This window comes from Bacteroides faecis, assembly GCF_020091505.1.
GTDB lineage: Bacteria > Bacteroidota > Bacteroidia > Bacteroidales > Bacteroidaceae > Bacteroides > Bacteroides faecis.
The window spans coordinates 5404239-5430623 of sequence record NZ_CP081916.1 but is presented as its reverse complement, the minus strand read 5'-3'; the positions used below and the strand labels follow the sequence as shown (position 1 = coordinate 5430623).

The following is a 26385-nucleotide window of genomic DNA, read 5'->3' as shown; positions in this document are numbered from 1 at the left end:
AATCGTGAACAGTGGGCTATAGAAAGAACGGTGGATAAACTGCGATTATTCATCGTTCCAGTTTATCCACCGTTCATTATTTGTTGCTCACTTATTCTTGATTAGCTATTCATGCTCATCAGGAATTCGTCGTTGTCTCTTGTTTTTTCCAGACGGTCTTTTACAAAATCCATTGCTTCGATAGGGTTCATATCTGCAAGGTATTTGCGTAATATCCACATGCGGTCGAGTGTTGTCTTGTCAAGCAGCAGATCGTCGCGACGAGTGCTGGATGCAGTGATGTTGACAGCAGGGAAGATACGCTTGTTGGACAGGTTGCGGTCGAGCTGTAACTCCATGTTACCTGTACCCTTGAATTCTTCGAAGATAACTTCGTCCATTTTGGAACCGGTGTCGATCAGTGCAGTAGCAATGATAGTCAGTGAACCGCCGTTTTCGATGTTACGGGCAGCACCAAAGAAACGTTTGGGCTTGTGAAGCGCATTGGCATCCACACCACCGGAGAGTACTTTGCCGGATGCGGGAGATACTGTATTGTACGCACGTGCCAAACGGGTGATAGAATCGAGGAAGATTACTACGTCGTGGCCGCATTCTACCAGCCTTTTTGCTTTTTCCAGTACGATGCCTGCGATTTTGACGTGGCGTTCTGCCGGTTCGTCAAAAGTAGAAGCGATAACTTCTGCATTGACGCTGCGTGCCATATCGGTTACTTCCTCCGGACGTTCATCGATCAGTAGCATAATCATATATACTTCCGGATGATTGGCTGCGATAGCGTTGGCGATATCTTTCATTAAGATCGTTTTACCTGTTTTGGGCTGTGCAACGATCAGTGCACGCTGTCCTTTACCGATCGGGGCGAAAAGGTCTACAACACGGGCAGACATGGAATCTGAATACCCGCCTTTACAGAGTCTGAATTTCTCGTCAGGGAAGAGCGGAGTCAAATGTTCGAAAGGAACACGGTCGCGAACGAATGCCGCATCACGTCCGTTGATCTTTGATACCTTCACTAACGGGAAATATTTTTCTCCTTCTTTGGGTGGACGGATGATGCCTTCTACCACGTCACCGGTCTTAAGACCAAATAACTTAATTTGTGACTGTGATACATAAATATCGTCCGGAGAAGAAAGATAATTGTAATCAGAAGAACGGAGGAATCCGTATCCGTCCTGCATGATTTCCAAAACGCCTACTCCGCTGAGGATATCATCAAATTCGTAGGGTTTTTCACGCTCAATCACTTTGCGTTCCGGCTGTTGTTGTACAGGAGGAACGCTCTCGGCAACATTATTCTGCTGTGGTGCAGGACGTTGCTGCATCGGAGGACGCTGATTGTTATTGTTATTACGCTGGAAATTATTATTGTTGTTGGCGTTAGCATTGGCATTGTTGTTGCCGGCATTGTTATTATTATTGTTGTTGTCGCGTGGACGGACAATACGCTGGCGTTGTTGCGGTTGAGAATGCTGTTGCTGTGGTTGTGGAGCCTGTTCGGGGGCTGCCTGTGCCGTTTCTGCTTTTGTAGCTTCAAATTTGCCGAAGAGTTCGGTAGGAAGCTCTATTTTTTCAGAAGGCAGGTCTTCGATTGGGATAAAGTCATCATCGTCGTCGCTGGACAGGATATTGCTTTCTTCATCGATCACCGGTGCCGATTTCTTTTGTGGTTTGGCGATTACTGGTTTTTCTGCAATAGCCGGCTTGTTTTCCTTTACTTTCTTTTCTGTCTCTTGTACCGGAGCAGCTTTTTCAGCAGGTGCAACTACCGTTTTTTCTGCAACCGCTTTTTCTTCTGTTGCTTTCACTATCGGTTTTGCATTTTCCACTTCCTTGCTTTCTGCTTTTTCAGTGGTGTTGGCGTCTTTGCGTGGACGGCCTACTTTGCGTTTTGGAGCAGCATTTTCCGCTTTCGGTTCAGCAGCAGGAGCCTCTTTGGCTTTATTGGCAGCTTCTTCTTTAGGCTGTTGCTGAACTTTGGCTACAGGAGCATTTTCTTTATTTTTAGCTACTTCAGCGTTTTTCGGCGCGGGTGCTGCTTTTTCCTCTTTTTTCGGTACGGCTGTGCGCGAACGCTTGCTTTTCTCTCCTTTGCGTTCTTCTTTTAATTTCTCTGCGGCAACTTTCTTAGTGGCTCCGGCTATGGCTTGCTCATCGAGTATCTTGTAAACAAGTTCTTCTTTTTTAAATGAGTCTGCTTTTTTGATGCCTAGCTCTTTGGCAATAATTTGAAGTTCCGACAGATTTTTGTCGTTCAATTGGATAATGTTATACATATAGTATGGTAAGTTATTAAAATTTCTGTCTTGATGAAATATGGACAGCATTACTACAGCGTAATAACCGCAGATATGCGAGCATATGTTTTGTTTTTAATTATGAATTAGGGATGTATATGTTGAATCGTAGAATGTTTCAACGGGGCAAAGATAATAAATATTTTTGGTTTCATGAACAATCAGACACTTTTTTCAGCGTAAAAACGTATCTTTGCTGTATAAAAGAAAATAGTATGACAGTAAATGAAGCTCGTTTAATTTATTTTTCGCCTACACACACATCAAAACAAGTAGCCGAAGCAATTGTTCACGGAACTGGTATAAAAAATGTCGTTCCGATGAATCTCACATTGCAGACTGTCGAGGAAACCGTTATTCCCACTTCTGCATTGGCTGTTATCGTAGTTCCTGTATATGGAGGTCATGTGGCTCCTTTAGCTATGGAACGTCTGGAAAATATTCGTGGACTGGATACTCCTACTGTGTTGGTCGTGGTTTATGGAAATCGTGCTTACGAAAAGGCATTGATGGAACTGGATGCTTTTGCTATTCCCCACGGGATGAAAGTGATTGCCGGAGCAACCTTTATAGGTGAACATTCATATAGCACCGATAAATGCCCGATTGCAGACGGGCGTCCGAATGAATCGGATTTGAATTATGCGGAAGATTTCGGAAGAAAAATAATGGAGAAAATACAAGCGGCTGCTGGAGAAGAGACTCTCTATCAGATCGATGTACGTGCTATAAAACGCCCCAGTCAGCCATTTTTCCCTTTATTCCGCTTTTTGAGAAAAGTGATCAAGTTGCGCAAAAGCGGTACTCCGCTCCCTCGTACCCCTTGGATAGAGGATGAGAGCTTGTGTACTCATTGCGGTATCTGTGCGGCTCGTTGTCCGGCTGGAGCAATCACCAGAGGGGATGAAGTAAACACAGATGCGGAAAAATGTATTAAATGTTGTGCCTGTGTGAAAGCTTGTGCGAAGAAGGCAAGGGTGTATGATACTCCTTTCGCGTCTCTGCTTTCCGAGTGTTTCAAGAAACAGAAACTACCTCAGACTATCTTATAGATTATCACCCGTTTGGTCGTTTCGTCTATACGAAAGCGGTTATCTGTCCGTTCACCTATCAGCCATGCTATGCGTTCGCCGCAGCAGAGTACCCATTGGCGTTCCTTTTGGCTGATAGAGAATTTGCGGTCGGTCAGATAATCGCTTACTTTTTTCCTGCCTTTCATGCCGAAGGGAATAAATGTATCGCCTGTCCGCCATTTACGACAGTGTATTTCCTCTGTTAATTTATCGGCATCGAAACAAGCGGTCTTTTTATCCTGTGGAATCTGGAAATCGGGAGAGTATTCTCTTTCTTCCTTTATTAATTGATAAGGAAGAGTGGTTCCATCTTCCGGGCGGATACTTTCCAATAAGAGCAAATTACGGTCTTTGATAACTCTCCATTCTTTGCTGATGAATTGTTTTCCCGGTTGCCCGTGGAGGGAGTTTGCTATATCTTTGATTTGTGCCGAATTAAATCCTAGTGGATGCAGCGTCTCAAATAAAAGGGTTTCGGGAGTGGGGGCGTCCAATAAAGCGTCGATTCGGATACCTTCCGGAGTGATAATCTTCTTTTTGGTTTCGTCTATTACCTTATTATATATAGTAGCAACATCATTCAGATAATTGCTTGTCTCTATCAGGCTGTTTTTGACTGATGGATTTATTTCCTGCATCAGTGGGAGCAGATGGAGACGGATTTTATTACGGGTGTATTCATCTTCCAGATTGGTGCTGTCTGTTACGAAGTCTTGTCCGATCTGTTGTAGGTAGCGGATGATTTCTTCCCGATTGATGCAAAGCAGTGGGCGTACGATTGCTCCGTTTCGGGGACGGATTCCTAATAAGCCGGTGATGCCTGTTCCACGAATGAGGTTGAGCAGCATCGTTTCTACACTGTCGTCCTGATGATGAGCTACGGCGATTACATTGGCTTTACATTCTTTTTTTATTTTTTCGAACCAGTTATAGCGAAGTTCTCTGGCTGCCATTTCTATCGAAATCCGTTTTTCTGTTGCATACTGAGTGGTGTTGAAGTCGATAGTATGCAGATGAATCCCGTATTTTCGGCAAAGTTGCCGTACAAACAGCTCATCCCGATTTGACTCTTCCCCACGTAAATGAAAGTTGCAGTGGGCAGCTTCACATGGATAACCTGCTGTATGGAGAACACACAACAAAGCAACAGAGTCTGCTCCACCACTCAGGGCAACCAGAATCTTATCATTTAATGAGAATAAATGCTCCTTCTCTATATATTGTATAACCCGTTGTTGTATCATATCTGCAAAGATAATAGTTTATTGAGCTATCTCAAGTGAATGCTAATTGTTTTTATCGGACTAACTAGGAGAAAAATTCCTATAAATCAATTTCTTTTTTCGCAATATCTAATTCGTCCTACTCTAGTTTCTCTTTCGTGCCACTATGTCGGACGCAAAGGGAACTATAGCGATTCTTGTGTTCCACTATAGTGAGACGGATAAGTTTTTGCATATAAAGTCAGTCAGGATAGGCTAAAAAAACTTAGCCGTCGGAACCTGAACTTTTAATGAGTTAATTTAGCTACTGTCGGCATATGAAAAGTCTGCTATTTAAAAACATTCTAAATAATTTGCGTGCTCGGAAGTTATGAATTATCTTTGCCGAAAATTAAGATAGTTATGCGTTTATCCGAATTAGGAACAGGTGAAAAAGGTGTCATCGTTAAGGTATTGGGACACGGCGGCTTTCGTAAACGTATTGTGGAGATGGGTTTTATAAAAGGTAAAACTGTTGAAGTATTGCTGAATGCTCCACTGAAAGACCCCATTAAATATAAAGTCTTAGGTTATGAAATTTCTCTTCGTCGTCAGGAAGCGGAAATGATTGAAGTGGTAAGCGAGGAAGAGGCAAAAAAGCAAGCCGAAGAAACTATATATCATGAAGGACTGCCCGAAGACGTTTCTGTAAAAGAAGAAGATATGAAACGGTTGGCGTTAGGTAAGCGTCGTACCATCAACGTTGCTTTGGTCGGGAATCCGAACTCAGGCAAAACTTCTCTTTTTAATCTAGCTTCCGGTGCTCACGAGCATGTAGGAAACTATAGCGGTGTGACCGTAGACGCCAAAGAAGGGTATTTCGATTTCGAAGGTTATCACTTCCGCATTGTTGATTTGCCGGGAACTTATTCATTATCGGCTTATACGCCGGAAGAAATTTATGTCCGCCGTCATATTATTGATGAAACGCCGGATGTTATCATCAATGTCGTTGATTCTTCAAATCTGGAACGGAATCTGTATCTGACTACCCAGTTGATTGACATGAATGTTCGTATGGTGGTGGCTTTGAATATTTACGACGAACTGGAATCCAGTGGTAATACATTGGATTATCATTTGCTGAGTAAATTGTTCGGAGTACCGATGCTGCCTACTGTCAGCAAGAAGAATCGTGGATTGGATACCTTGTTTCATGTAGTTATCAACCTTTATGAAGGTGTAGACTTCTTTGATAAACACGGGAATATGAATCCGGAGGTTCTGAAGGATCTGACCGAATGGCACGATTCTTTGGAAGACCGGAAGAATCATGAGGAAGAACATTTGGAAGATTACGTGCGTGAACATAAAAAAACGGGTCGTGTATTCCGGCACATCCATATTAATCATGGACCCGATCTGGAAAAAGCGATTGACGCTGTAAAAGAGGAGGTATCCAAGAATGAATTTATCCGCCATAAATATTCCACTCGTTTTTTGTCTATCAAGTTATTGGAAAACGATCCTGATATAGAGAGTTTTGTGCGTACACTGCCGAATGCGGGAGAGATTTTCCGTATCCGTGACAAGATGGCTAAGCGTGTTCAGGAAACAATGAATGAAGATTGCGAATCTGCTATTACAGATGCCAAATATGGTTTTATCAGTGGTGCGTTGAAAGAGACATTCACTGACAATCATCTGGAGCAGGCACAGACTACGAAGGTGCTGGATGCGATCGTTACTCATCGTATCTGGGGATATCCAATCTTTTTCCTTTTTATGTATCTGATGTTCGAAGGGACGTTTGTGCTTGGAGAATATCCGATGATGGGAATTGAATGGCTGGTAGGACAAATTGGTGATTTGATTCGCAACAATATGTCGGAAGGACCGTTGAAGGATATGTTGGTTGACGGTATTGTAGGTGGTGTAGGCGGTGTTATCGTCTTTTTGCCCAATATTCTGATTCTGTATTTCTGTATTTCGCTGATGGAAGACTCCGGATATATGGCACGTGCAGCTTTTATTATGGATAAAATCATGCATAAGATGGGCTTACACGGAAAGTCGTTTATTCCGTTGATTATGGGATTCGGATGTAATGTGCCTGCAATCATGGCTTCCCGTACTATTGAGAACCGGAAAAGCCGTCTGATTACGATGCTGATTAATCCGTTGATGTCTTGTAGTGCGCGTTTGCCCATTTATTTGTTGCTGGTAGGGGCTTTCTTTCCGAACAATGCGAGTTTGGTGTTGTTAAGTATTTATGCGATCGGGATTTTTCTGGCTGTATTGTTGGCTCGACTGTTCAGCAAGTTTTTGGTGAAAGGTGACGATACTCCTTTTGTAATGGAACTTCCGCCTTATCGAATGCCGACGGCAAAATCTATTTTCCGTCATACCTGGGAGAAAGGAGCACAATATTTGAAAAAAATGGGAGGAATTATTATGATTGCTTCTATTATCATCTGGTTCCTCGGATATTATCCGAATCATGAGGCATACGAGACGGTAGCTGAACAACAGGAAAATTCTTATATCGGTCAGTTGGGACGGGCTATAGAGCCGGTAATAAAGCCGATGGGATTTGATTGGAAACTGGGTATCGGTTTGATTTCCGGAGTAGGTGCGAAGGAACTGGTTGTTAGTACACTGGGAGTTTTGTATGTGGATAATCCGGAAGCCGATGAGGCTAGTTTGGCAGAGCGGATTCCGATCACACCTTTAGTGGCGTTCTGTTATATGCTGTTTGTGTTGATCTACTTCCCTTGTATTGCGGCATTAGCAGCTATTAAGCAGGAGTCCGGCAGTTGGAAGTGGGCGTTGTTTGCAGCTTGCTATACAACAGGGCTGGCTTGGCTGGTGGCATTTTCAGTTTATCAGATTGGAGGGTTGTTTGTATGAATAATTGGCAGGAATGGGTAGTCGGAGTACTGATTGTACTCTGCATTGCCCGTGTAATATATGGAATTTATCTTTTTTTTCGTCGTACGCGCGAAAGTGAGAATCCTTGTGATAGTTGCGTAAGTGGCTGTGATTTAAAGGATATGATGGAAAAGAAACGTCAAGAGTGCGGTGTAAAGAAAAAAAGTACAAAGAAAAATTGCTGTGGATAGTTGGTAGTTTCAAAATTTGTACTACCTTTGCAACCGCAAACGAGAAAAAATGGTTCCTTGGATGAGTGGCTTAGTCAGCGGTCTGCAAAACCGTGTACGGCGGTTCGAATCCGCCAGGAACCTCATACCCCCCCTTTAGATTAAATTCTAGAGGGGTTTTTCTTTGCTCCTAACTGAAATGGTACTACATTGGTACTACAAAAAAATGATATCAGGATGGTGTTTTAAGGAAAGACTGTTTTTATTCTTCTATTTCTTTTATTCTTTCAATTTGTCTATTCAGGAAGTAGTCAGCATACAGAGAATATGCTCCAGTTTTGCAAAAAGATATTAGTCTTTTTTTGTAGTTCAATACATCAGCATCTCTTAAAGAATAAACAGGAATGATATCAGCATGCATCAGTACAAAACTTTCTATTATTCGGGGAGCGTGTTTGTTCTCACTAGTGAAAGGCTGTAACTGGGCGATATTGCAATGAAGATAAACGGCTCGTTCCAATGGATTGGTATACTGTTCCTGTTGATAGAGTATTTCGTCTAGTTTTTCTCGGATCTTGTGTAATTCCTTTGTCGGTGTGTACTCTATGCCACTAACACAAACAGTTCTATTTCTTAAATACCCTGATTTTTCATCAGGAACTAAATCAGAAGATATGGATTGATATACTCTGAATAAAGTGCTTTTATCTATTCTTCTACTATTTTCCCCTTTGATATGTTTCAATTCTTCGGTGAATGTATTGTGTAGATTGATTAGCATTTCGGCATCTTCATACTTCTTTGATGGAGTGATTCCGTTTTTTAAGAGTGTCTCTGTTTCAACATAAGTGTAACCATTGCCTTCTATCTTTCCAGAATAGTAGCACCATAAAATAGCAAGATTCTCAACCTCACTATGATAAAGTTCCGAAAGCTTTGATAAAGGGCTTTCGATGATGAATACAGCTTTATTTATTTGTTCTTCATTGAATATCTGTTTCATGTACTCCGGTTGTCTCACTATTGTTTTTTTGTAATATTCACGAAGCTACAAAATTTTTTGATATATGAATATCTTTCATTCAAGAAGTTTATAATGAATAGTAGAATATGGGTTATTTATGGTTATAACCTCATTGTTTTGTACACGTGTATAATGACCGAAAAAATCCTTGTAGTGCGCTAGTTCCAAATAACGGTTGTTTGGAGTTATAGATCATGAGGATTATCAAAAAATACATTTTACCCTTGACCGAATCTTGACATCATTAGGGGAATTTGTCAGAAGTGGCGGTATTTCATCTAATTTGAAATTCTAAAAGGGACTTTAGAGATATTTACTGGTTTATTTTTTTCTTCTCTCCAATAATCGTAATACTGCATGGGATTCCACCTTTCAGCATTTCTGCGTGAAGAATGATCGGATTGGCATACATACTGTTCTGACATTCTATGCTAATTTTACCATTCTTGTCGGTTTGTATAGTAGGATTCCAATAAAGTGTACGGCGACGATGGTTGACATTTGCAGTCGGTATTTTGTCTTTGTAGACAGGAGAATAGAAAGCTAATGGGCGAGAATATCCTTGGATTATTGTACGACGTGTTCCATGGGCAGCCTTCATTGACTTTTGCGTTAATCTGCTATAATTGGAGTTAAAATGCGGAGTTATGTAGAATAAAGCATATTGTCCGAATCTTGAAAAATCGATATTGACGTTTACATTATTGTTGATTCCTGATGATTTCTTTCTAAAAAGGGGTTCTGATTTGGCCTTTTCAGTATCGTCTAACGATATTTTTTTCTTTGCAGCATCTCCATAAAGATAGAAACTGTCATCAAAGGTACGTGGGGGATTCATTGCTGTCATCATGTCTTTTACATTTTGTCCTTTTGTCATATTTGAACCGTGTATTGAATTAAGCACTTCATCAGTATACGAATTGCTTCCTTCGCATATCATAATCTGTTTTATACCATCTATCTCATTCCACAATGTCCAAGCAGTTAAAGTATCAAGTACTTGTTTACCAACAATGAGACAGATTGTTTTCTCTTTATATCGTGAGCTTCCGTCTTGCACATCGTATGAAAAGTTAGGATTCACTTTACTAAGCAAGTCGGGTATAGTATTAATTACTATTCCCTGATCGCGTAATTCATCAACCAATCGCGCTACATCGTAATATGCGTCTACGCTTTTCTCGAATACTTGAGTAGTGATGTTCTTATTTTTTCTTTTTTTTGCTATTTCCACTTCGCTCAATAAATAGGTATTGTCAGTTTTGCTGATAGAATCCGCATATAGCGAGTCTACATGGTCGGAAAGGGTGATCCATGAGTTTTTGTCCATCCACTGTGGATGTTCTTCTTCATAGCTGAAGGCACGTGGGGCAGGGGCGAAGTTACGGTCGAGCATAACAGAAGCATCTTTTTTATGTTTAGATCCCCGACGTCGTATCTGGAATACCGCTTCTACTTCTCCTTCAAAACTAGTAACTGGAAGTTGAAAGTTTCCGTTTTCATCTGTAAACGTATGTCCTGCTACAAATGTATTGTCTACTTTAGCTATGACGCTTACCTCCATATCTTTCATTTCTTTTTTTAATAGAGAAGAACGAATCTGCCCTTGTAGTAATAACTCTTTTTCAGCTGACTGTTGAATCAGCTCTTCATTTTTGCCGGAAATAAGTTGTGATAAGTCATATTGACGCCAACCGTGAACCATGAGCAAGACATCAAGTTCTTGTAATTTGCGAAGCGTAATATCTGCAAAATAATACCCCGGTTGATCAATATACCCTTTTAACCCGGATGTTAATAACATATCAGTAAATATACTATTATCATATTCTGTATAATCCGAACGTATAGCATCGCGTATTGATATGGATAAAGAACCTTGTAAAGGATTTCCTTTTTGATCTGTTACTTGTATTTCGCAGCGAATTGGTTCGAAAGGTTGGTAAATGTCTTTAATTCCATCTACTTGTATTGAATTCAATTTATTGGGTTGCACAAATGTAAACCGTTCACATAGCGTATTCCCGGATTTGTCTAATAGACTGACTTGATATATGCCTCCGGGAAGATCGCGTGTTTTAAGTAAGAAAGTTTGATTTCCACCTGATCTCATTCGTAGTACCCAATACGAATAGGGGCGACCTTCGTGACTTATGAATGCTACAATGTCTGCATCCGGAGTATCCCTATTGCTTAATACGTTGCCTACAATAGCGCCGCTTGAATTATTCACGTTCAATACATATCCTGCGGGAAGAGCATCCGGTAGATCGAATTGATATTCTTTCTCTTTATAAACAACTTTTGCTACTGCCGGTTTTTCTTCGGGTGTATAAGCGAATATTCCCATTCCATCATGTAGGGTTTTAATTTCCGTCAGCTTTTCCCCGTCTTTCGTATAAATGGCACCTTCAAGAATAACATTACCTTCTTCTCTACTTTCAGCTTTAAATGCCACACGAGAAGAGATGCCTTTCACGAGTGTTCCTCCTTCAGGAAAGAACTGGATAGCAAGTTTATCTGTCACATTTTTCGGTCGCTGTTTCATGGAAGGATTCAGATTATAGGTAGAAATCTTCCGTTCAGGTCTTTCTCCTTGTGCAGACTGATAGATGGGGAATGTACGTGAGAAGTAAGAAGGCTCGCTGAATGCAAGCATCCAGCGAGTGTAAGCTCTGATTTCATAATAGCCGGACATGGTACTTTCATTCAGGATTATCTGTCCATGTCCTTCACCGCTATTCAATTCAATGATTTGGCGTTGGGTGATATGCCCTGTCTGGTCGAGCATCTCTACATAAAGAGGTTTGCTGATGGTGCTTGGCATATTGTTCTCAGCATATACCGTGTAGGCTTTAAACCATATAGTATCTCCTACATAATAACTACTATTATCAAAATGCAAGTATACCTTCTCACGTGGGTATGCGTCAGCAAAAGCAACGGCATTATCGAAGAACTGTTTGAAGATGATGTCGCTGCTAGCGTTCTGTGAACGGAGAAACAAAATGCTATGTAGACTGCAAAATAGAATTAAAAGTATTCGTTTCATTATTGTGATATGTAAGGTTGTTAATCATAGCTAAACTCACTGCAACTAAACATAATATGAATTTCTTTGCTTGTATATTCTTGGTAGATGCCATGTCGCACTGCAGTTTTAAATCCTTCCGAAACATTACCTGCGTATTCAGCTGTTATGAGATATTCTCCAATCTTCCTAAATTTTGGAACAGTAACTTCATATCTTCCGCCTACTAATTGGGGGAAAACTAAATATCCGTCAACAAGCACTCTTACAGAAAAAAATGAGCCACACTTAGGATCATTGATTATGAATTTTAGTGATTCCATATTGTTGAAATCCTGTGAATTATAACCATAAGGGTTATTATAAGTTGGCTGATTGTAATCTTTATAATACCATCCAGTTGCAAGGTTTTTATCGTACCATTTTTCTTTATCATCAATACTCTTATCTGCTTTCCCTGGGAAATCTTTATGCAACAATCTATATCTAAGTTGAACGCTAGTAGGCAAATGTGTAGCATTTAAATCCATAGGATCTTGAAATCCATTGACTTTTACTATTCCAAAATTATAATTTCCCGGACCACTTTCACCTAAATAATGCCAAGGAAATGCAGTAGTACCACTTATTAGCCTATGTTGTACTTGCATATATTGATAATCCATCCAATTAGCTTCTGTAATAGGAGGATAGCAAGTCCAAATAATGGTCATATAATATACGCAAGTATCAGGACCATGTCCAGAAGGAAAATCACGACAGGATACCTGATATTCGTATAGAGCAGGTAGCGCACCTTCTCTATCTTTCCACCAATCCATTCCCTCTTCATATTCTTGTTTAGTGAAGAATGCATTAGTAGCAGACGTTGAGTTGGATATTGTGTTGCCTTTACCAAGCATAGTACTATCTGTTACTACATCTGAACTCATTAAAGCATTACTTTCGTTTAAGGAAGTTTGTTCTATTCCTTTTATTTCAGTGACAGAAATAGTTTGCAGATCATCATTACATGCAACAAATAATGCATAAAATAATAATACTGACAATGAGCCGGAAAAATAATTAATTGTTTTCATAACTACTGGATTTTAAGTAATGTCACTATTTTTAGACTTTAAGGCGTTGTGTAAAATATGTTTTTGTTATTTGCTTGGCTCTCTTTAAAGTATTTAAAATTGTTAGCTTATTCTCTGACCTTTAATATAGATAAAAAAAGTGACGTAAAAAAACAATCCTGTATTATTTATATATGTTTAATATATTCTTGAAGTTTTATACTGATAACTTACTGTTGGATTATATTCTTTTCAATTTTTACATAAGGATGGATAAACATGCAGAATGGAGCTAACCAACGTGTCGGAAAACTCTATTCAATATACTGTAATGTACCATTCTCATATCCCCGTATGCTTGAATCCCTGCACATGAAATTTCATTTCTCCTTCAATCGCTCTTACTGTATCCATATCTATTCCTCATGACATTACTATAATGGGGTGTATCTTTAAAATTGACCATATATATCCTGCCAGTTTCAGATCATAATCTTTGTTTTCCATATTGGATTGCATTTAAGTTATAATATTCAGTTCTCCGGTAATCATTCTGAAATATATTTTGTATTTTTGCTACATATGAATTATTAGAAATATGAAGATTAAAGATAAAATAGTTCAGACTCTTGCAAGTATGACTGCTGAATTGTTAGAAATAGGTCCTGATTTCTATATCATAGGTGCATCTGCTATGATTTTGTCAGATATAGAGATTGGGGAAACTTCAGATATTGATATTTTGACAACTGAAATGAATTCGCTCAAACTACAGTGTTCATTAAAAGCATATATGGAAATTGCTCCGGAAACAAAAGAGGATGGTTTATTTTCTTCTAATTTTGCCAGATTCAATCTTCCTTTAATGGACGTAGAGGTCATGGGGAATCTTCAAATCAAGAAAAACAATGTTTGGCAGTTTGTTTATGTGCAAGAATATAGAGAGATTTTCATCGGGGATTTGATTATCAGAATACCGACAATGGAAGAACAGAAAAGAATTTTATCTCTTTTTGGCAGAGAGAAAGATTTAAAGAGAATTCTAGTGCTAAATCAGTATCTTTCATGAAACAGTTCTTTCATAAATAACAAGAAATATGATTATACCATATAAGAATTATCAAATATTTGCCTATCACAATGGGAGTACAGCGATATTATTAAAGTCAATGGATTGATAATATCTAATTTAATGCGAGGATACATATATGAATGCAGATTTTGTGAACTTAACAACCGAGAACCTTAATGATGAGCATTTATGCTGCATTATTCGTAGTAAAAAGCCTCATGCGGGTATTGACGCTAAGCGGCGATGGCTTTCCGACAGACTCAATGAAGGCCATGTTTTTAGAAAGCTCAATGCAAAGGCTACGGTTTTTATAGAGTATGCTCCTCTTGAGACAGCCTGGGTTCCTGTCATGGGTGATAACTATTATTATCTTTATTGTTTATGGGTTTTAGGGGGATCCAAAGGGAACGGATATGGAAGAGCTCTGATGGAGTATTGCTTGGCAGATGCCAAAGAAAAAGGTAAATCAGGTGTTTGTATGCTCGGATCAAAAAAACAAAAGAACTGGCTTTCCGACCAATCGTTTGCAAAGAAATTTGGTTTTGAAGTTGTTGATACAACCGATAATGGATATGATCTGCTTGCGCTTTCTTTTGATGGAACAATACCAAAGTTTGCGCAAAATGCTAAGAAGATGAAAGTTGAAAGCGAAGAACTGACCATTTATTATGATATGCAATGTCCTTATATCTATCAAAGGATTGAAATGGTAAAACAATATTGTGAAATAAATAACGTTCCTGTATCTTTAATTCAAGTGGATACACTAGAAAAAGCGAAAAACTTACCTTGTGTTTTCAATAACTGGGGTGTTTTTTATAAAGGGAATTTTGAGACAGTGAATTTACTTTTAGATGTCGAACATTTAAAGAGAATACTCAAAAAATAAAAAAGACAGGTGATACGGGAGTAATGCGATAGGATTATTCTCTGCTTTTCATCTCTTTATTTCTTTTGTTTATGAAATAAGAAGCGGGCCAATAACCAGATAATTAAGAGGAAAATTGCGGTAGCTGTGAAGACCGTCATAATATTGTTCTCTTTTGTTATCTTTTTGTTTGTGTTTATTCCGGTTGTGTCTTTGACTGTGAACTTAACTTCTTTTATTTGGTAGGGAGTTCCTCCGAAAGACAGAGATAGCCCGTAACTTTAAGAAGAAAGGGGTATCGGATGATGTGATAGCTGAATGTACAGGGTTGCCGGTTGCTGTGATCACTGAGTTGTGAAATAATGTTTGATACTTTGATAACTTTTAGTCGGATTTTAGTTGGATATATTCATGAGTCGTATAAAAGGTATACTTTATGCAGCGGTTTCCTCTTCCACTTTTGGACTGGCTCCGTTTTTCTCTATCACTTTGTTGCTGATTGGTTTTTCAGCTTTTGAGGTACTTTCTTACCGTTGGGGGATAGCTTCGGTCGTATTAATTATATTCGGATTATTTTCCGGTTGTGACTTTCGATTGAAAAGAAAGGATTTTGCGGTAGTTTTTGCCTTGAGTCTATTGAGGGCGATCACCTCTTTCAGTTTAATCATTGCATATCAGAACATTGCCAGTGGGGTAGCGTCTACGATTCATTTCATGTATCCGCTGGCTGTTGCATTGGTTATGATGTTTGTTTTCCGGGAGAAAAGGTCGGTGTGGGTGATTGTTGCCGTGTTGATGTCCTTGTCCGGAGCATCTGTACTTTCATTGGGAGGAGCAGACGTGAAGGATGGAAATGTGTCGATTGGATTGGTGTCAGCTTGTGTTTCTGTTTTTTCATATGCTGCCTATATTATAGGAGTGCGTAATACAAGAGTTGTGAAGATTAACTCTACGGTGCTTACTTGTTATGTCATGAGTTTGGGAGCACTTTCTTATATAGCAGGAGCTTGTTGCACATCTGGGCTTCGTATGGTGACAGATAGTTATGTCTGGCTGATTATTTTAGGGTTAGCCTTACCGGCTACCGCTATTTCTAATATAACTCTGGTACAGGCAATAAAGAATGCAGGGCCTACTCTCACTTCTATTTTGGGGGCGATGGAGCCGCTGACAGCAGTTGTGATCGGTGTCTTTGTTTTTAATGAACTTTTTACGCTGAATACATTTATCGGAATATTATTGATTCTGGTAGCCGTGAGTATCGTTGTGTATCGTGAAAACCGAAAAGAAAGGGTATAAAAAAATGCCGCATATAGCGGCATTTTATTTGAGTGAGCCTCTTGTCGGATTCGAACCAACGACCCCGAGATTACAAATCACGTGCTCTGGCCAACTGAGCTAAAGAGGCGTTTTCTGTTTTGCGGGTGCAAAGGTATGAATTTATTTTAAAAATGCAAATACGTCGTGTACTTTTTTTATATTTGCAGTCTCACTAATGGTTATAAAGAAGATGAAAAAGAAAATTATGAATGTATGTGGTGTGGTTTTTTTAGCCATAAGCTTATTGGCTTGTTCGGGTCAGAAAAAAGGAGCGGAAGTTACTGAGGGTACTTCTGATACGGTGAAGGTTACGGATGATGTGATGGCAGTGCAGGCCGATAGTACAGGATATATCGTCAGAGTAGGAGAGATGGCTCCTGATTTTACGATAACATTGACAGATGGCAAGCAAGTAACTTTGTCGTCGCTTCGTGGAAAAGTTGTCATGTTACAGTTTACGGCGAGTTGGTGTGGAGTATGCCGCAAGGAGATGCCTTTTATAGAAAAAGACATTTGGCTGAAGCATAAGGATAATGCAGATTTTGCGTTGATAGGTATCGACCGTGATGAACCACTTGATAAAGTACTTGCCTTTGCTAAGTCCACCGGAGTGACTTATCCGCTGGGGCTGGACCCGGGAGCAGATATTTTCGCAAAATATGCGTTGCGCGATGCCGGAATCACACGGAATGTGCTGATAGACCGCGATGGGAAAATTGTCAAACTGACTCGTCTGTATAACGAAGAGGAATTTTCTTCTCTTGTTCAGCAGATCAATGAAATGCTGAAATAAGTGCACGTAGCAGGTCTCTGAACCGTATTTGGAGGCAATTCATATAGTGTCACTATCACGTTGGGATAGTGACGCTATATGGTTCATATGGTTACACTATCCCGATAGGATACCGTCACTATCCTAAATAGAGTTTTTTTTCGACTTGAAATAATACTTTGTTATGCAAGACTCAGTTTTGCCAGATAGTCATAATGCTTTCCTTCCTTAATTAATTCCGCTTTGAATCCATATTCGGAAGCATATAGGCTAAGTGTCTGGAAATCTATGTATAGCCAATCAAATGTATCTCCTTTTATATCCTTGTATTGCATTTGGAAATCAACTTCTCCATAGTAATCTCCTGCCAGATCGATCAGCATGCTGCCGTCCTCTTCTTCGAAAAGATAGCGTAGGTCGCTGGAATCCATCAAAATATACCCTTCGGGGCGGAGTATGCGTTTCATTCGCTGGAAGAAGACGGGCATATTATCCAAGGTTCCTATGATTCCGGAACCATTCATTAGCATCAGAATCGTATCGAATGTTTCAGTGAATGTTTCATCAAACAGATTGATGAGGCGGGAGTCTTTCACTCCACGTTGTTTCATAACCTCGTTGGAGAGTGGAGAGATATCAATGGCGCAAACTTCTTTTCCCATTTCTTGTAGTGCCAGTGCGTGGCAACCACTTCCGGCGCCTACATCCAATATTTTTCCTGTAGCTATTTGCAGTGCGGTACGTTCCAGTACAGGCATCGTTTGAAAGCTCCGGAATAATTCCTTGACGGGAATTTCATCTTCTTCAAACTGAGAAGAGAATACTCGTAAGCGGTCAGCTCTGTGATGATTGAAATAATCGGAGATTGCAGCTCCCATCGGGTCTTTTTCTGCAGGAAGAATTGTTGTTGCCATTTTGAGGGTTTCGTATTGTTTTTAGTTGACAAAGATAAGCAATTCCATAGAAAAGCCTTATCTTTGTAGTCAGAAATGTGAATACTAACAAAATGATATATGAGTATAGAAGATGCAATAATGGGTGGAATCGTCTTTAAAGGTAAGAAAGATAAGCCCCGGGAAGAGGAAAAAGTAAAAACAAAAGCAAAAAAGGCGACGTATATTCGTGGACAGCATGGTTCCGGAGCTGCGAAGATGAAAGCGGATATTAGAAAAAAAAGAGCTAATAGACATAAAAAATAAATGGGAGTAATCGTTTTCATATTATCACTGCTGCTCTTTTTTCGTGGAGGTGGTATGGTGATGTATTCGTTTGTGATTTCTCTCATGATTTGGAGAATAGAGAAAGAATATCCTAAGAAAATATATGGAAAAGTGGTTGATATCAAGGAGGATGTTGATAGAAAAGGAAGGACTCTGATGCGTCCGACTGTAGAATACCTATGGAAAGGGAAAGATAAAACGTGTTGTAAATATATTAATCCTAATATAGATGTGAAAGGTCCTGTTCCGGAAGCGGATATCGTATTTTCTCCGGACAATATACATGTAGGCGATAAAGTGACAATCTGGTATAACCCGGATAATGAAACATCTATGTTTGTTCAGCGCAGAATGAAAGTAACACGATTGCTTATGTCTTCATTGGTTCCCGGATCTTTTTTTATATTATCAGGTATTTTAGGAATGTGTTATTTGTTTAGTAACTGATAACCCTTTATATAAAAATAGCCGGTAGGATCATCATCCTGCCGGCTATTTTTATGAAGTTACTTCTTTTGTGGGAGTATCTCGATCCAATAATCATCCGGGTCATTGATAAAATAAAGCCCCATGGCTGTATTTTCAAAACATACACAATTCATTTCTTTGTGATATTGCCGGACGGCATCATAATCACCGGCTACGCGAAAGCACAGATGGCTTTCGTTTTCACCCAGTTCGTAGGGTGCGGTATGGTCTTTCAGCCAGGTCAGTTCCAGCAGAAAACCTGTTTCGTTGTCCGTCAGGTAGACCAGGATGAAAGAACCGTCGGAAGCTTCCTTCCGACTATGTTCTTTTAAGCCAAGCGCCTTTTCATAAAAAGCAATGCTTCGCTCCAGATTCGTTACATTGATATTAAAGTGATCAAATCTACTTTTAATTTCCATGATTGCTATCTTGTTATTTTTTCATCAGTAGCTTCACGATTTCTCCGACGTATGTACGGGGTTGTCCCGCTTGCGGAGCCGTTTGTGAAGGCAGTTTCTTACATTCGATAACAGCTGAAGGAGCCGTTTGGTTCGGAGCATATAGTTTCAGCGTATAAGTATCAGCTTTTTCTATAGCTTCGTAAGGCTGATCGGCAGACAGTGTGCAGTAAGCCACAGCTTTACCGTTCTGATAGCCCAGTGCGCCACCTGCATTGGCCGTCATATTGGTCATGTTGAATTCATCCTTGCCGATAGAAATTACCAGTTTGCCATTGCCCATCAGTGCATATACATCACCCGGAATCTGTTTCAGGTCGATTTCTGTATATCCCGGCATATCAGCCGAAGCCTTGCCGACAGGAGTTGCAGGAGTGAGAGTTGCAGCAGGAACAGTGGCTTGAGCCGGTTCTGTTGTGGTCACTTTACCACCTTGCCCGATCACCACCGGACCGGCAGCAGCAACGATTGATGGTTTCTGTGCTTCTTCTTCTTTTTTCTTCTTCTCAGATTTCGGACGAGTGTCGGGAGCACCGAAGGCTACAGCTACATCCATAAAGATATCGTCGGCAAAGTCTACCGTTTTTCTACGCCATTTAGCCAGGCCGCGTACCAGTTTGGTTTTTGACTTGTTCAACGCGTATTCGTCTGTGATCCATTCTTCTGCTTTATATTTTTCTGTTTCGCGATAGGTAAAACGGATTTTCTCCAGTTCTACCAGACAGCTGCCCGGTTTGCAGGTAACGGTAATTTGATAATTAACCCAAGTGCGGTCTAATGATAATGCACTGGAGTAAAATGTGATCCATTCTTCACCTACACCGGCGATTGTTCCTTGTGCTTCATCGCTGAAAACGACGCGGCTGTCCGGATTGTTATTCTCTTTCAGACGTTTGTTCATCCACTTCATTACAGTGTCGTAGATTTGCTTCTGACTCATTCCCGGAATTTGGAATTCCTTGGAAAATACTACTTTACCATCCACTACCGGAACAGCTCCCGCAAGGTATCTGGTATCATCTCTTTTTTCTTTGTGCGAATCAGCTCTCATAGCCATTGGCAGGCATGTGAGAAGCATGGTAAGAAACAGGATTGTTAACTTATTCATAATTATTATTGTGTTTATTTGGTTATTTCAAAACTTTCGCCCCGATGGGTGATGCTGATAAACCGGCATCCTGCATTTTCGGCAAAATCACGGAGGGCATTTCCGCCTTCGTAGTCTTCACTGAAGTGCATGGGTACAAATATAGTAGTTTTTATTTGTTCGATGAACTGTTTTGCACCTTTCATATAATCTTTTCCCATCCTGCGGTCCACTGGGAATAGCGCTAAATCAATCTCAGGCGCTTTTTCTTTTAGATATTTAACTTCTGCCAGGAAGTCTCCGTTGGCTTTTCGTATCTCTGCTTCGGTTGATTCTTCACTCCAGTGCCAGTTGTTCAAGTCTCCTGCATGGAAGATACTCCAATCTTGCAGATGAATAAGGAATGAGCTGCCGACATCAGTCGAACCGAATGCTTCGATGCGGATGGCGTCGTCTTCGTAGATTTCTCCCTTTTTTATATAAATGGCATCTTCGGGCTTTGCCCGGTGACTTTTCAGAATATCTTTGGAGAAAATATACCGGATGTCAGGACGTTCCTCTTTCCAAGTCAATATTTCACGGTTGAAGTGATCGGGATGGAAGTGGGTAGCTAATACATAGAGTTTACCCGGTCTTTGCAGGAGGTAGTCATGTACGATTCCCCGGTTATGTTCAGTTTCCGAAGAGTCTTTGTAATAATCGATGATGACGGTCACGCCTTCTGTTTCAATGGCGAAACCGCTGTGATAAATATAATCCAGTGTCATAGTAGGCTGATTATTTTTACAGTTGCAATATTACGTATTCTAGTTGGAGTTGGCAAGAAAAATCAGTGAAATCAAGGAGAAAGTCGATTGATTTCCCATTTTCCGTCCGTCTTTAGTGTATACAGGAAGCGATCATGTAACCGATTGGGGCGTCCTTGCCAAAATTCCATTCGGGTGGGGGTGACGGCATATCCTCCCCAATTATCAGGCCTTTCCACTTCCTTTCCAATCCATCGGGCAGCTTCTCTGACGAAGGCGCGTATCAGTTGCATCCGGCTCGCTATCGGTTGGCTTTGCGGTGAAATGCGTGCACCGATTCTGCTTTTATAAGGACGTTTTTGGAAGTATTCGTCCGATTCTTCGGAAGGAACTTTCGTGGCGACTCCTTCTATATGTACTTGTCTTTCGAGTTCATGCCAGACAAAGGAAAGGGATATGTATGGATTCTGTGCCAGGTGTTTTCCTTTGCGGCTTTCGTAGTTGGTGTAGAAAATAAACTTTCCGTCATGCAGCCCTTTCAGCAATACGGTGCGGGTAGAGGGTCTGCCTTCGGGAGATACGGTGCCTACGATGACGGCGGTCGGCTCTTCTACATTTGCGTCAATGGCTTCCTGCAGCCAGCGACTGAAAAGCGAAAGCGGGTCGCCGGGAAGTTCGCTTTCCCTCAACCCGCTTTTACTGTATTCTTGCCGGATATCAGCAATATTTGTTTTTACCATATACGTATCAAGCAATATCTAATTCTTATTTTTAAATTTTAAAGAGTTTACATCGGTACTTCTATCAGTAAGATATGTGAGTCCTTCAATGTCTCCAGTTCGAAACTTTTCGTATCATAGACACCCATTCCGTCACGACGTTTCAGTACTTCTCCGTCTACTGCGATTTCTCCTTCAATCAAAAAGATGTATACACCTCCGTGACTCTGATGCATGTGATAGCCGAGTTTCTTTCCGGCTTCTACCTTTCCGATAGAGAACCAGGTATCTTGTAAAAGTGAAGCGGGCGTACTGCCGTCGGGTGATACGATTACTGCCAGTTCGTTGGGACGTTCCAGCTCTTTGATGCTGAAATCTTTGTAGACGGGGTGCGTGTTCCGTTCTTTCGGCATAATCCAAATTTGCAGGATTTCTACCGGTTCTACAGGACTGGCATTCATTTCGCTATGAAAGATTCCGGTTCCGGCACTCATTGTCTGAATCTCTCCGACAGTGATAATCCGGCTATTCTTTTTGCTGTCACCGTGTTGCAGATGTCCTTTCAATGGGATGGTAATAATTTCCATATTTTTATGCGGATGCGTCTGGAAACCTTCTCCGGGAGCAATCTTATCGTCGTTCAATACGCGAAGGGCACCGAAGTTGATACGGTCAGAATCAAAGTACTCGTCAAAGCTGAAAGTATGATAACTATCCAGCCAGTCATGTTGGGAATGTCCTCTTGTATCTGCTTTATGTATTACTTTCTTCATAATTTTCTCCTTTTCTAATTGTTTATATACTTCTGTAACAAGGGAAGTTACGTAAAAGTTCTATCTCTTCACTTCATTTAGCAGAGGCTTGTGGTTGATGAAGTCTTTGATGTTTTGCAGGGTTGTTACTGCAATATTTCCCATTGCTTCCCGCGTGAAAAAGGCCTGGTGCGAAGTGACAATCACATTATTGAATGAGAGCAGACGTGCAAGTACATCATCGTCAATGATGCGGTCGGACTGGTCTTCATAGAAGTATTCGCTTTCTTCTTCGTATACATCCAATCCGGCAGAGCCGATTTTCTTGTTTTTTAAACCTTCGATCAGGGCATTGGTATGGATCAACTGTCCGCGACCGGTATTGATAATCATGACTCCGTCTTTCATTTTACTGATAGAATAGTCATTGATCAGATATTTAGTGGCTTCGGTAAGCGGGCAATGCAAGGAAATGATATCGGAGCTATGGTACAGTTCATCCAGAGAAGTATAGACTATCTGTTCTTCGCGTGCGAAGTTGTAGTCAGGATACAGGTCATAAGCCAGTACGTTCATTCCGAATCCCTTTAATATATGAATCAGTATTTTGGCGATTTTTCCTGTGCCGATGATACCAACTGTCTTACCGTGCATATCAAATCCCATCAGACCATGAAGAGAAAAGTTGCCGTCTTTCGTACGCCACGAAGCACGTGGAATTTTCCGGTTGAGAGAGAGCATGAGGGCTACGGTATATTCGGCCACGGCATAAGGCGAATAGGCAGGAACGCGCACAACGGTGATTCCGGCATTGGCAGCTGCATTCAGGTCTACGTTGTTGAATCCGGCACATCGGAGTGCCAGAAGTTTTACTCCGTTGGCTGCCATAGCGTTGATTACTTCAGCATCGGCTGTATCATTGACAAAAATGCAGACAGCGTCTACACCTTGTGTTAATAACACATTATTCTTATTCAGATGTCCTTTATAATAACGGAATTCAAATCCGAACTCTTTGTTCTTATCATTGAAGGACGCTTCGTCATAGGGCTTTGTCCCGAAAAATGCAATTGTATAGGCCATAATCTTTTTCAGTTTTTATTCTTATTAATAAACGTAAAAGTGAAGTGATTTGTTTATCCTTTGTCTTGTCTTAAATATAGATTGTTTCATTAGAAACAGTTTTAATTTTCAATTAAAATGGAGGGTAAGCGAAAATAAATGCACAAATATATATTGCGTGTGCAGGAATATTGTATCTTTGCGCCCGAAATAATTTAAAAAAGATTTAGATGAGAAAAATTTCCTTGATTGGATTTGTAATGTTAATCGTTTCAATTCCAACTTTTGCCGGAGGTCTTCTGACAAATACTAATCAACACGTATCTTTCCTTAGAATGTTGGCACGTGGCGCTTCCATTGATATTGACGGTGTTTACTCTAATCCAGCCGGTTTGGCTTTCTTGCCGGGTGACGGTCTTTATCTTTCTTTGAATGGACAAAGCGCCTATCAAACGCGTAATATAAGCACTACATTTCCACTTTTCCCAGAAGAAGGAAACAGACGTTATTATAAGGGTACAGCTTCTGCTCCTTTTATACCTAGTTTCCAAGGTGCATATAAAAAAGGTGACTGGACTATTTCCGGTAGTTTCGCTGTTGTAGGTGGCGGTGGAAAAGCGTCTTTTGATGATGGCTTAGGTATGTTCGATTCAATGATTATGGGAAATATTAGCCAAGCTTCAGGTGGACAAATAACTCCCAGTATGTATTCGATTAATAGCGCAATGGATGGCAGCCAGTTTATTTATGGTGTACAATTGGGTTTGTCATATAAAATAAACGATTGGTTGAGCGTTTTTGCAGGTGGGCGTATGAACTATTTCAGCGGTGGTTATGAAGGATTTCTGACTGCAACTGTAAACAGTAATATACCGAACTTAGGTGGTACTGAATTGGCTGCCATCGAACTAGACTGTGATCAGACAGGTTGGGGAATCACTCCTATTCTAGGTGCTGACGTGAAACTTGGTAAATGGAATATTGGTTTGAAGTATGAGTTTCTGACAAATTTGAATCTCGAAAATAAGACTAGGAAGGCGGAAGTACGTGCTAGTGGAGTTGCAATGCCGGATGACGAACTTAATCCATTGGCTAGTTTTAAAGACGGTGTAAACACTCCAAGTGATATTCCTGCATTGCTGACTGCTGCTGTTGGTTATGAAATCCTTCCTACTCTTCGTGCATCTGTTGAATATCACCATTTCTTTGATAAAGCTGCTGGTATGGCAGGTGGTAAAGAGAAAGCTTTGAAGCATGGTACACATGAATTTTTGCTAGGTGCAGAATGGGATGTAACAAAACAACTGACTCTTAGCGGCGGTTTCCAACGTACTGATTATGGCTTGGCTGATGATTTCCAAAGTGATATTAGCTTCTCGTGTGATTCTTATTCACTTGGTTTCGGTGCCGCAATCAAGATGACAAAGCATTTGACGATGAATGTTGCTTATTTTTGGACAAACTATAGTGACTATGATAAAATAACCGCAACTGGATCAACTACATATAGTCGTACAAATAAAGTGTTCGGCTTGGGCGTTGACTACAAATTCTGATCTTAAAATCCGTTACGATTTTATATAAAAAGAAGCCGTCTCAAACATTGTTTTGAGGCGGCTTCTCATATTATATATTATATTAGGTTAGAAAGAATATTGTACCAGCATATTCAATCGGTTTGCATGGCGGGTGGAAGAACTGAAGTCTGTGCGCCAGCCTCTCAAATATTCAACGCCCACTTGCATATTACTAGTTACATTCCAAAAGGCATTTGCAACAAAGTACTGACCTTTCCGATAAGCTTCCGGGTTAGCACTCGGATAGTTGTTTTCAGAGTAAAGTCTGGACAGGCTATATGTTCCGGATACAAAGACATTCGGGCAAATATTATACTGTAAGCCCGCATACCATCCCAGCATCGGGAGGACCTGCATCTTTCCTTCATTGTCTGGGTCGGGAACAATGTCTACATTCAGATTACTTAAATCATTCAGGTAAGAACCGATTCCCTTTCCATAATTAAGCTGTCCGAACACTTGCCACTTCTTGGTGACATTAAATGTAGTAGAGGCTTGCAGACCAAATCCTGTAGTAGAAAATGCCTTATCGTGTACATTGCTTGAATAAGTCATGCTGCGTACGATTGCTCCCAGTTTAATATGACTGTTACTATTCCAGTTATATTGTGCAGAAGCTGCAAAATCCGGCATTCGCTGAGTGCTGATAGATACATCACTATTTGTGGTACCATCTACTGAAGGCATTTCCATAGCAACGCCGAATTTCCAGTTCTTCAGTTTATCGCACATGTAACTCAGCTGGGTAGTACGATAGAAGGCGGAACCATTGGGGCCGGCGAAGTCGATAGTAGCCGGCAGAGCCGAAAGGTCCATGAATGAACCATAGCTGTATCCGATGGTGAAACCTAAAAATTGTGCATACGCATTCTGTAGTTCAAAGGTCTTCCCGTCGCCACGGAAGTTACCGGCGGTATAAACTACAAAGTCTCCCAGATGTTTAGTTCGGCCTACCAATTTAAGGAATAGGGTAGAAGTGGTGATGTCCATCTGAAATTGATTCTTGGCAAAATTGCCACTACCACGTTGTGGAATCAATGCCGGATAGAAATCTACATCGTCTACAATACCACCGAAGTCATATTCTGCCGTAGCACGTACATAGCCTCCGATACCCAGGGCGAATTTCCCTTTCTGGTCAGTCAGCAAGAAGCGGGGAGCATTCGGATCATGGAAACGCATTTGCGAACGGTCGTTCATAATCCGGATGATTTCATCACCGGCTTTGTCCCGTGAGACAAACATGATGGAATTGGGTTCCTCATCTTCGATGACTACTTTCTTTTGTGCATGGGCACAAACGGGGAAAATTCCAATCCCCAGTAGCATAGCTACCATTTTAAAGCTTGTTTTCATTATCAGTTAAGTTTTAGGTGAATGCCCAATGAACAACTAAAAAAAGAAATGGTTGAGAGGGGCTAAGGAAAAATTGCCAAACTTATCGGAAGAATTGCTATTTATAATCGTTCTAAAAA

Annotated in this window: 23 protein-coding genes and 2 tRNA genes; 11 read left to right on the top strand and 14 right to left on the bottom strand. The window is 40.6% G+C overall.

The annotated features are described in order from the left end of the window. Positions 1 to 101: 101 nt before the first annotated feature. A complete protein-coding gene (gene rho, locus K6V30_RS21555; protein WP_010538850.1) occupies positions 102 to 2279 on the bottom strand; it encodes a transcription termination factor Rho in 2178 nt (725 codons plus the stop codon). Positions 2280 to 2515: 236 nt separating this feature from the next. On the opposite strand from rho, the gene K6V30_RS21550 reads away from it, so the two are divergent. Continuing rightward, positions 2516 to 3352 (top strand): 4Fe-4S binding protein, encoded by an 837-nt coding sequence (locus tag K6V30_RS21550; RefSeq protein WP_010538849.1) that lies wholly within the window; start codon positions 2516 to 2518, stop codon positions 3350 to 3352. On the opposite strand, the gene tilS is transcribed toward K6V30_RS21550, so the two are convergent. After that, positions 3337 to 4617 (bottom strand): tRNA lysidine(34) synthetase TilS, encoded by a 1281-nt coding sequence (gene tilS, locus K6V30_RS21545; protein ID WP_010538848.1) that lies wholly within the window; start codon positions 4615 to 4617, stop codon positions 3337 to 3339. The genes K6V30_RS21550 and tilS overlap by 16 nt on opposite strands. Positions 4618 to 4998: 381 nt before the next feature. Here tilS and feoB point away from each other — a divergent pair, with 381 nt between their 5' ends. From feoB to K6V30_RS21530, 3 genes are all read left to right on the top strand, one after another. Then, a complete protein-coding gene (gene feoB / locus K6V30_RS21540) occupies positions 4999 to 7485 on the top strand; it encodes a ferrous iron transport protein B (RefSeq protein WP_010538847.1) in 2487 nt (828 codons plus the stop codon). Next, entirely contained in the window at positions 7482 to 7697 is a 216-nt protein-coding gene (locus K6V30_RS21535) for a hypothetical protein (protein ID WP_008762135.1), read from the top strand. Before feoB ends, K6V30_RS21535 begins: the two co-directional genes overlap by 4 nt. 51 nt (positions 7698 to 7748) lie before the next feature. Then, positions 7749 to 7820 (top strand) — tRNA-Cys (locus tag K6V30_RS21530). 118 nt (positions 7821 to 7938) lie between these two features. Here K6V30_RS21530 and K6V30_RS21525 read toward each other — a convergent pair. From K6V30_RS21525 to K6V30_RS21515, 3 genes are all read right to left on the bottom strand, one after another. Continuing rightward, a complete protein-coding gene (locus tag K6V30_RS21525; RefSeq protein ID WP_010538846.1) occupies positions 7939 to 8679 on the bottom strand; it encodes a Fic family protein in 741 nt (246 codons plus the stop codon). A 334-nt stretch (positions 8680 to 9013) separates the two neighbouring features. After that, positions 9014 to 11752: a hypothetical protein gene (locus K6V30_RS21520; RefSeq protein ID WP_055270856.1), complete on the bottom strand. Its 2739-nt coding sequence runs from the start codon at positions 11750 to 11752 to the stop codon at positions 9014 to 9016. Positions 11753 to 11772: 20 nt separating this feature from the next. Beyond that, positions 11773 to 12810 (bottom strand): hypothetical protein, encoded by a 1038-nt coding sequence (locus K6V30_RS21515; protein ID WP_055270854.1) that lies wholly within the window; start codon positions 12808 to 12810, stop codon positions 11773 to 11775. Positions 12811 to 13387: 577 nt separating this feature from the next. Here K6V30_RS21515 and K6V30_RS21510 point away from each other — a divergent pair. The 3 genes from K6V30_RS21510 (at position 13388) to K6V30_RS21500 (ending at position 16028) form a co-directional block, all read left to right on the top strand. Beyond that, positions 13388 to 13858: a hypothetical protein gene (locus K6V30_RS21510; protein WP_010538843.1), complete on the top strand. Its 471-nt coding sequence runs from the start codon at positions 13388 to 13390 to the stop codon at positions 13856 to 13858. A 139-nt stretch (positions 13859 to 13997) separates the two neighbouring features. Then, complete coding sequence (locus K6V30_RS21505; RefSeq protein WP_010538842.1) at positions 13998 to 14750, top strand: GNAT family N-acetyltransferase; 753 nt, start codon at positions 13998 to 14000, stop codon at positions 14748 to 14750. A 390-nt stretch (positions 14751 to 15140) separates the two neighbouring features. Continuing rightward, positions 15141 to 16028 carry a DMT family transporter gene (locus K6V30_RS21500; protein ID WP_055270852.1) on the top strand — a complete coding sequence of 296 codons (888 nt, stop codon included), beginning with the start codon at positions 15141 to 15143 and terminating at the stop codon, positions 16026 to 16028. 35 nt (positions 16029 to 16063) lie between these two features. Here the strand turns inward: K6V30_RS21500 and K6V30_RS21495 are convergent. Next, positions 16064 to 16137, bottom strand: a tRNA-Thr gene (locus K6V30_RS21495). Between the two features lie 102 nt (positions 16138 to 16239). On the opposite strand from K6V30_RS21495, the gene K6V30_RS21490 reads away from it, so the two are divergent. After that, on the top strand, positions 16240 to 16842 hold the full coding sequence (locus K6V30_RS21490) for a TlpA family protein disulfide reductase (RefSeq protein WP_055270850.1): 603 nt from the start codon (positions 16240 to 16242) through the stop codon (positions 16840 to 16842). Between the two features lie 161 nt (positions 16843 to 17003). Here K6V30_RS21490 and K6V30_RS21485 read toward each other — a convergent pair whose 3' ends face one another. Further along, the gene (locus tag K6V30_RS21485) at positions 17004 to 17735 is read right to left on the bottom strand and encodes a class I SAM-dependent methyltransferase (RefSeq protein ID WP_010538839.1); all 732 of its coding nucleotides are present in this window, start codon (positions 17733 to 17735) and stop codon (positions 17004 to 17006) included. 99 nt (positions 17736 to 17834) lie between these two features. Between K6V30_RS21485 and K6V30_RS21480 the strand changes: the two genes are divergently transcribed. After that, positions 17835 to 18020 (top strand): hypothetical protein, encoded by a 186-nt coding sequence (locus K6V30_RS21480; RefSeq protein ID WP_010538838.1) that lies wholly within the window; start codon positions 17835 to 17837, stop codon positions 18018 to 18020. Next, complete coding sequence (locus K6V30_RS21475; protein WP_010538837.1) at positions 18021 to 18488, top strand: DUF3592 domain-containing protein; 468 nt, start codon at positions 18021 to 18023, stop codon at positions 18486 to 18488. A gap of 59 nt (positions 18489 to 18547) precedes the next feature. Here the strand turns inward: K6V30_RS21475 and K6V30_RS21470 are convergent, their stop codons facing one another. From K6V30_RS21470 to K6V30_RS21445, 6 genes are all read right to left on the bottom strand, one after another. Beyond that, a complete protein-coding gene (locus K6V30_RS21470; RefSeq protein WP_055270844.1) occupies positions 18548 to 18928 on the bottom strand; it encodes a VOC family protein in 381 nt (126 codons plus the stop codon). A gap of 13 nt (positions 18929 to 18941) precedes the next feature. Next, positions 18942 to 20075, bottom strand: a complete 1134-nt coding sequence (locus tag K6V30_RS21465; protein WP_010538835.1) for a DUF4468 domain-containing protein — start codon at positions 20073 to 20075, stop codon at positions 18942 to 18944. 14 nt (positions 20076 to 20089) lie between these two features. Then, entirely contained in the window at positions 20090 to 20821 is a 732-nt protein-coding gene (locus K6V30_RS21460; RefSeq protein ID WP_022301918.1) for an MBL fold metallo-hydrolase, read from the bottom strand. 71 nt (positions 20822 to 20892) lie between these two features. Beyond that, complete coding sequence (pdxH, locus tag K6V30_RS21455; protein WP_055270842.1) at positions 20893 to 21540, bottom strand: pyridoxamine 5'-phosphate oxidase; 648 nt, start codon at positions 21538 to 21540, stop codon at positions 20893 to 20895. 47 nt (positions 21541 to 21587) lie between these two features. Continuing rightward, a complete protein-coding gene (locus K6V30_RS21450) occupies positions 21588 to 22292 on the bottom strand; it encodes a pirin family protein (protein ID WP_010538832.1) in 705 nt (234 codons plus the stop codon). A 60-nt stretch (positions 22293 to 22352) separates the two neighbouring features. Beyond that, on the bottom strand, positions 22353 to 23354 hold the full coding sequence (locus tag K6V30_RS21445) for a 2-hydroxyacid dehydrogenase (RefSeq protein ID WP_010538831.1): 1002 nt from the start codon (positions 23352 to 23354) through the stop codon (positions 22353 to 22355). A 209-nt stretch (positions 23355 to 23563) separates the two neighbouring features. Here K6V30_RS21445 and K6V30_RS21440 point away from each other — a divergent pair, with 209 nt between their 5' ends. Further along, positions 23564 to 24889, top strand: coding sequence for an OmpP1/FadL family transporter (locus K6V30_RS21440; RefSeq protein ID WP_055270840.1), 1326 nt, complete (start codon positions 23564 to 23566; stop codon positions 24887 to 24889). An 87-nt stretch (positions 24890 to 24976) separates the two neighbouring features. On the opposite strand, the gene K6V30_RS21435 is transcribed toward K6V30_RS21440, so the two are convergent. After that, positions 24977 to 26266: a DcaP family trimeric outer membrane transporter gene (locus K6V30_RS21435; RefSeq protein ID WP_022301922.1), complete on the bottom strand. Its 1290-nt coding sequence runs from the start codon at positions 26264 to 26266 to the stop codon at positions 24977 to 24979. Between the last annotated feature and the right edge of the window lie 119 nt (positions 26267 to 26385).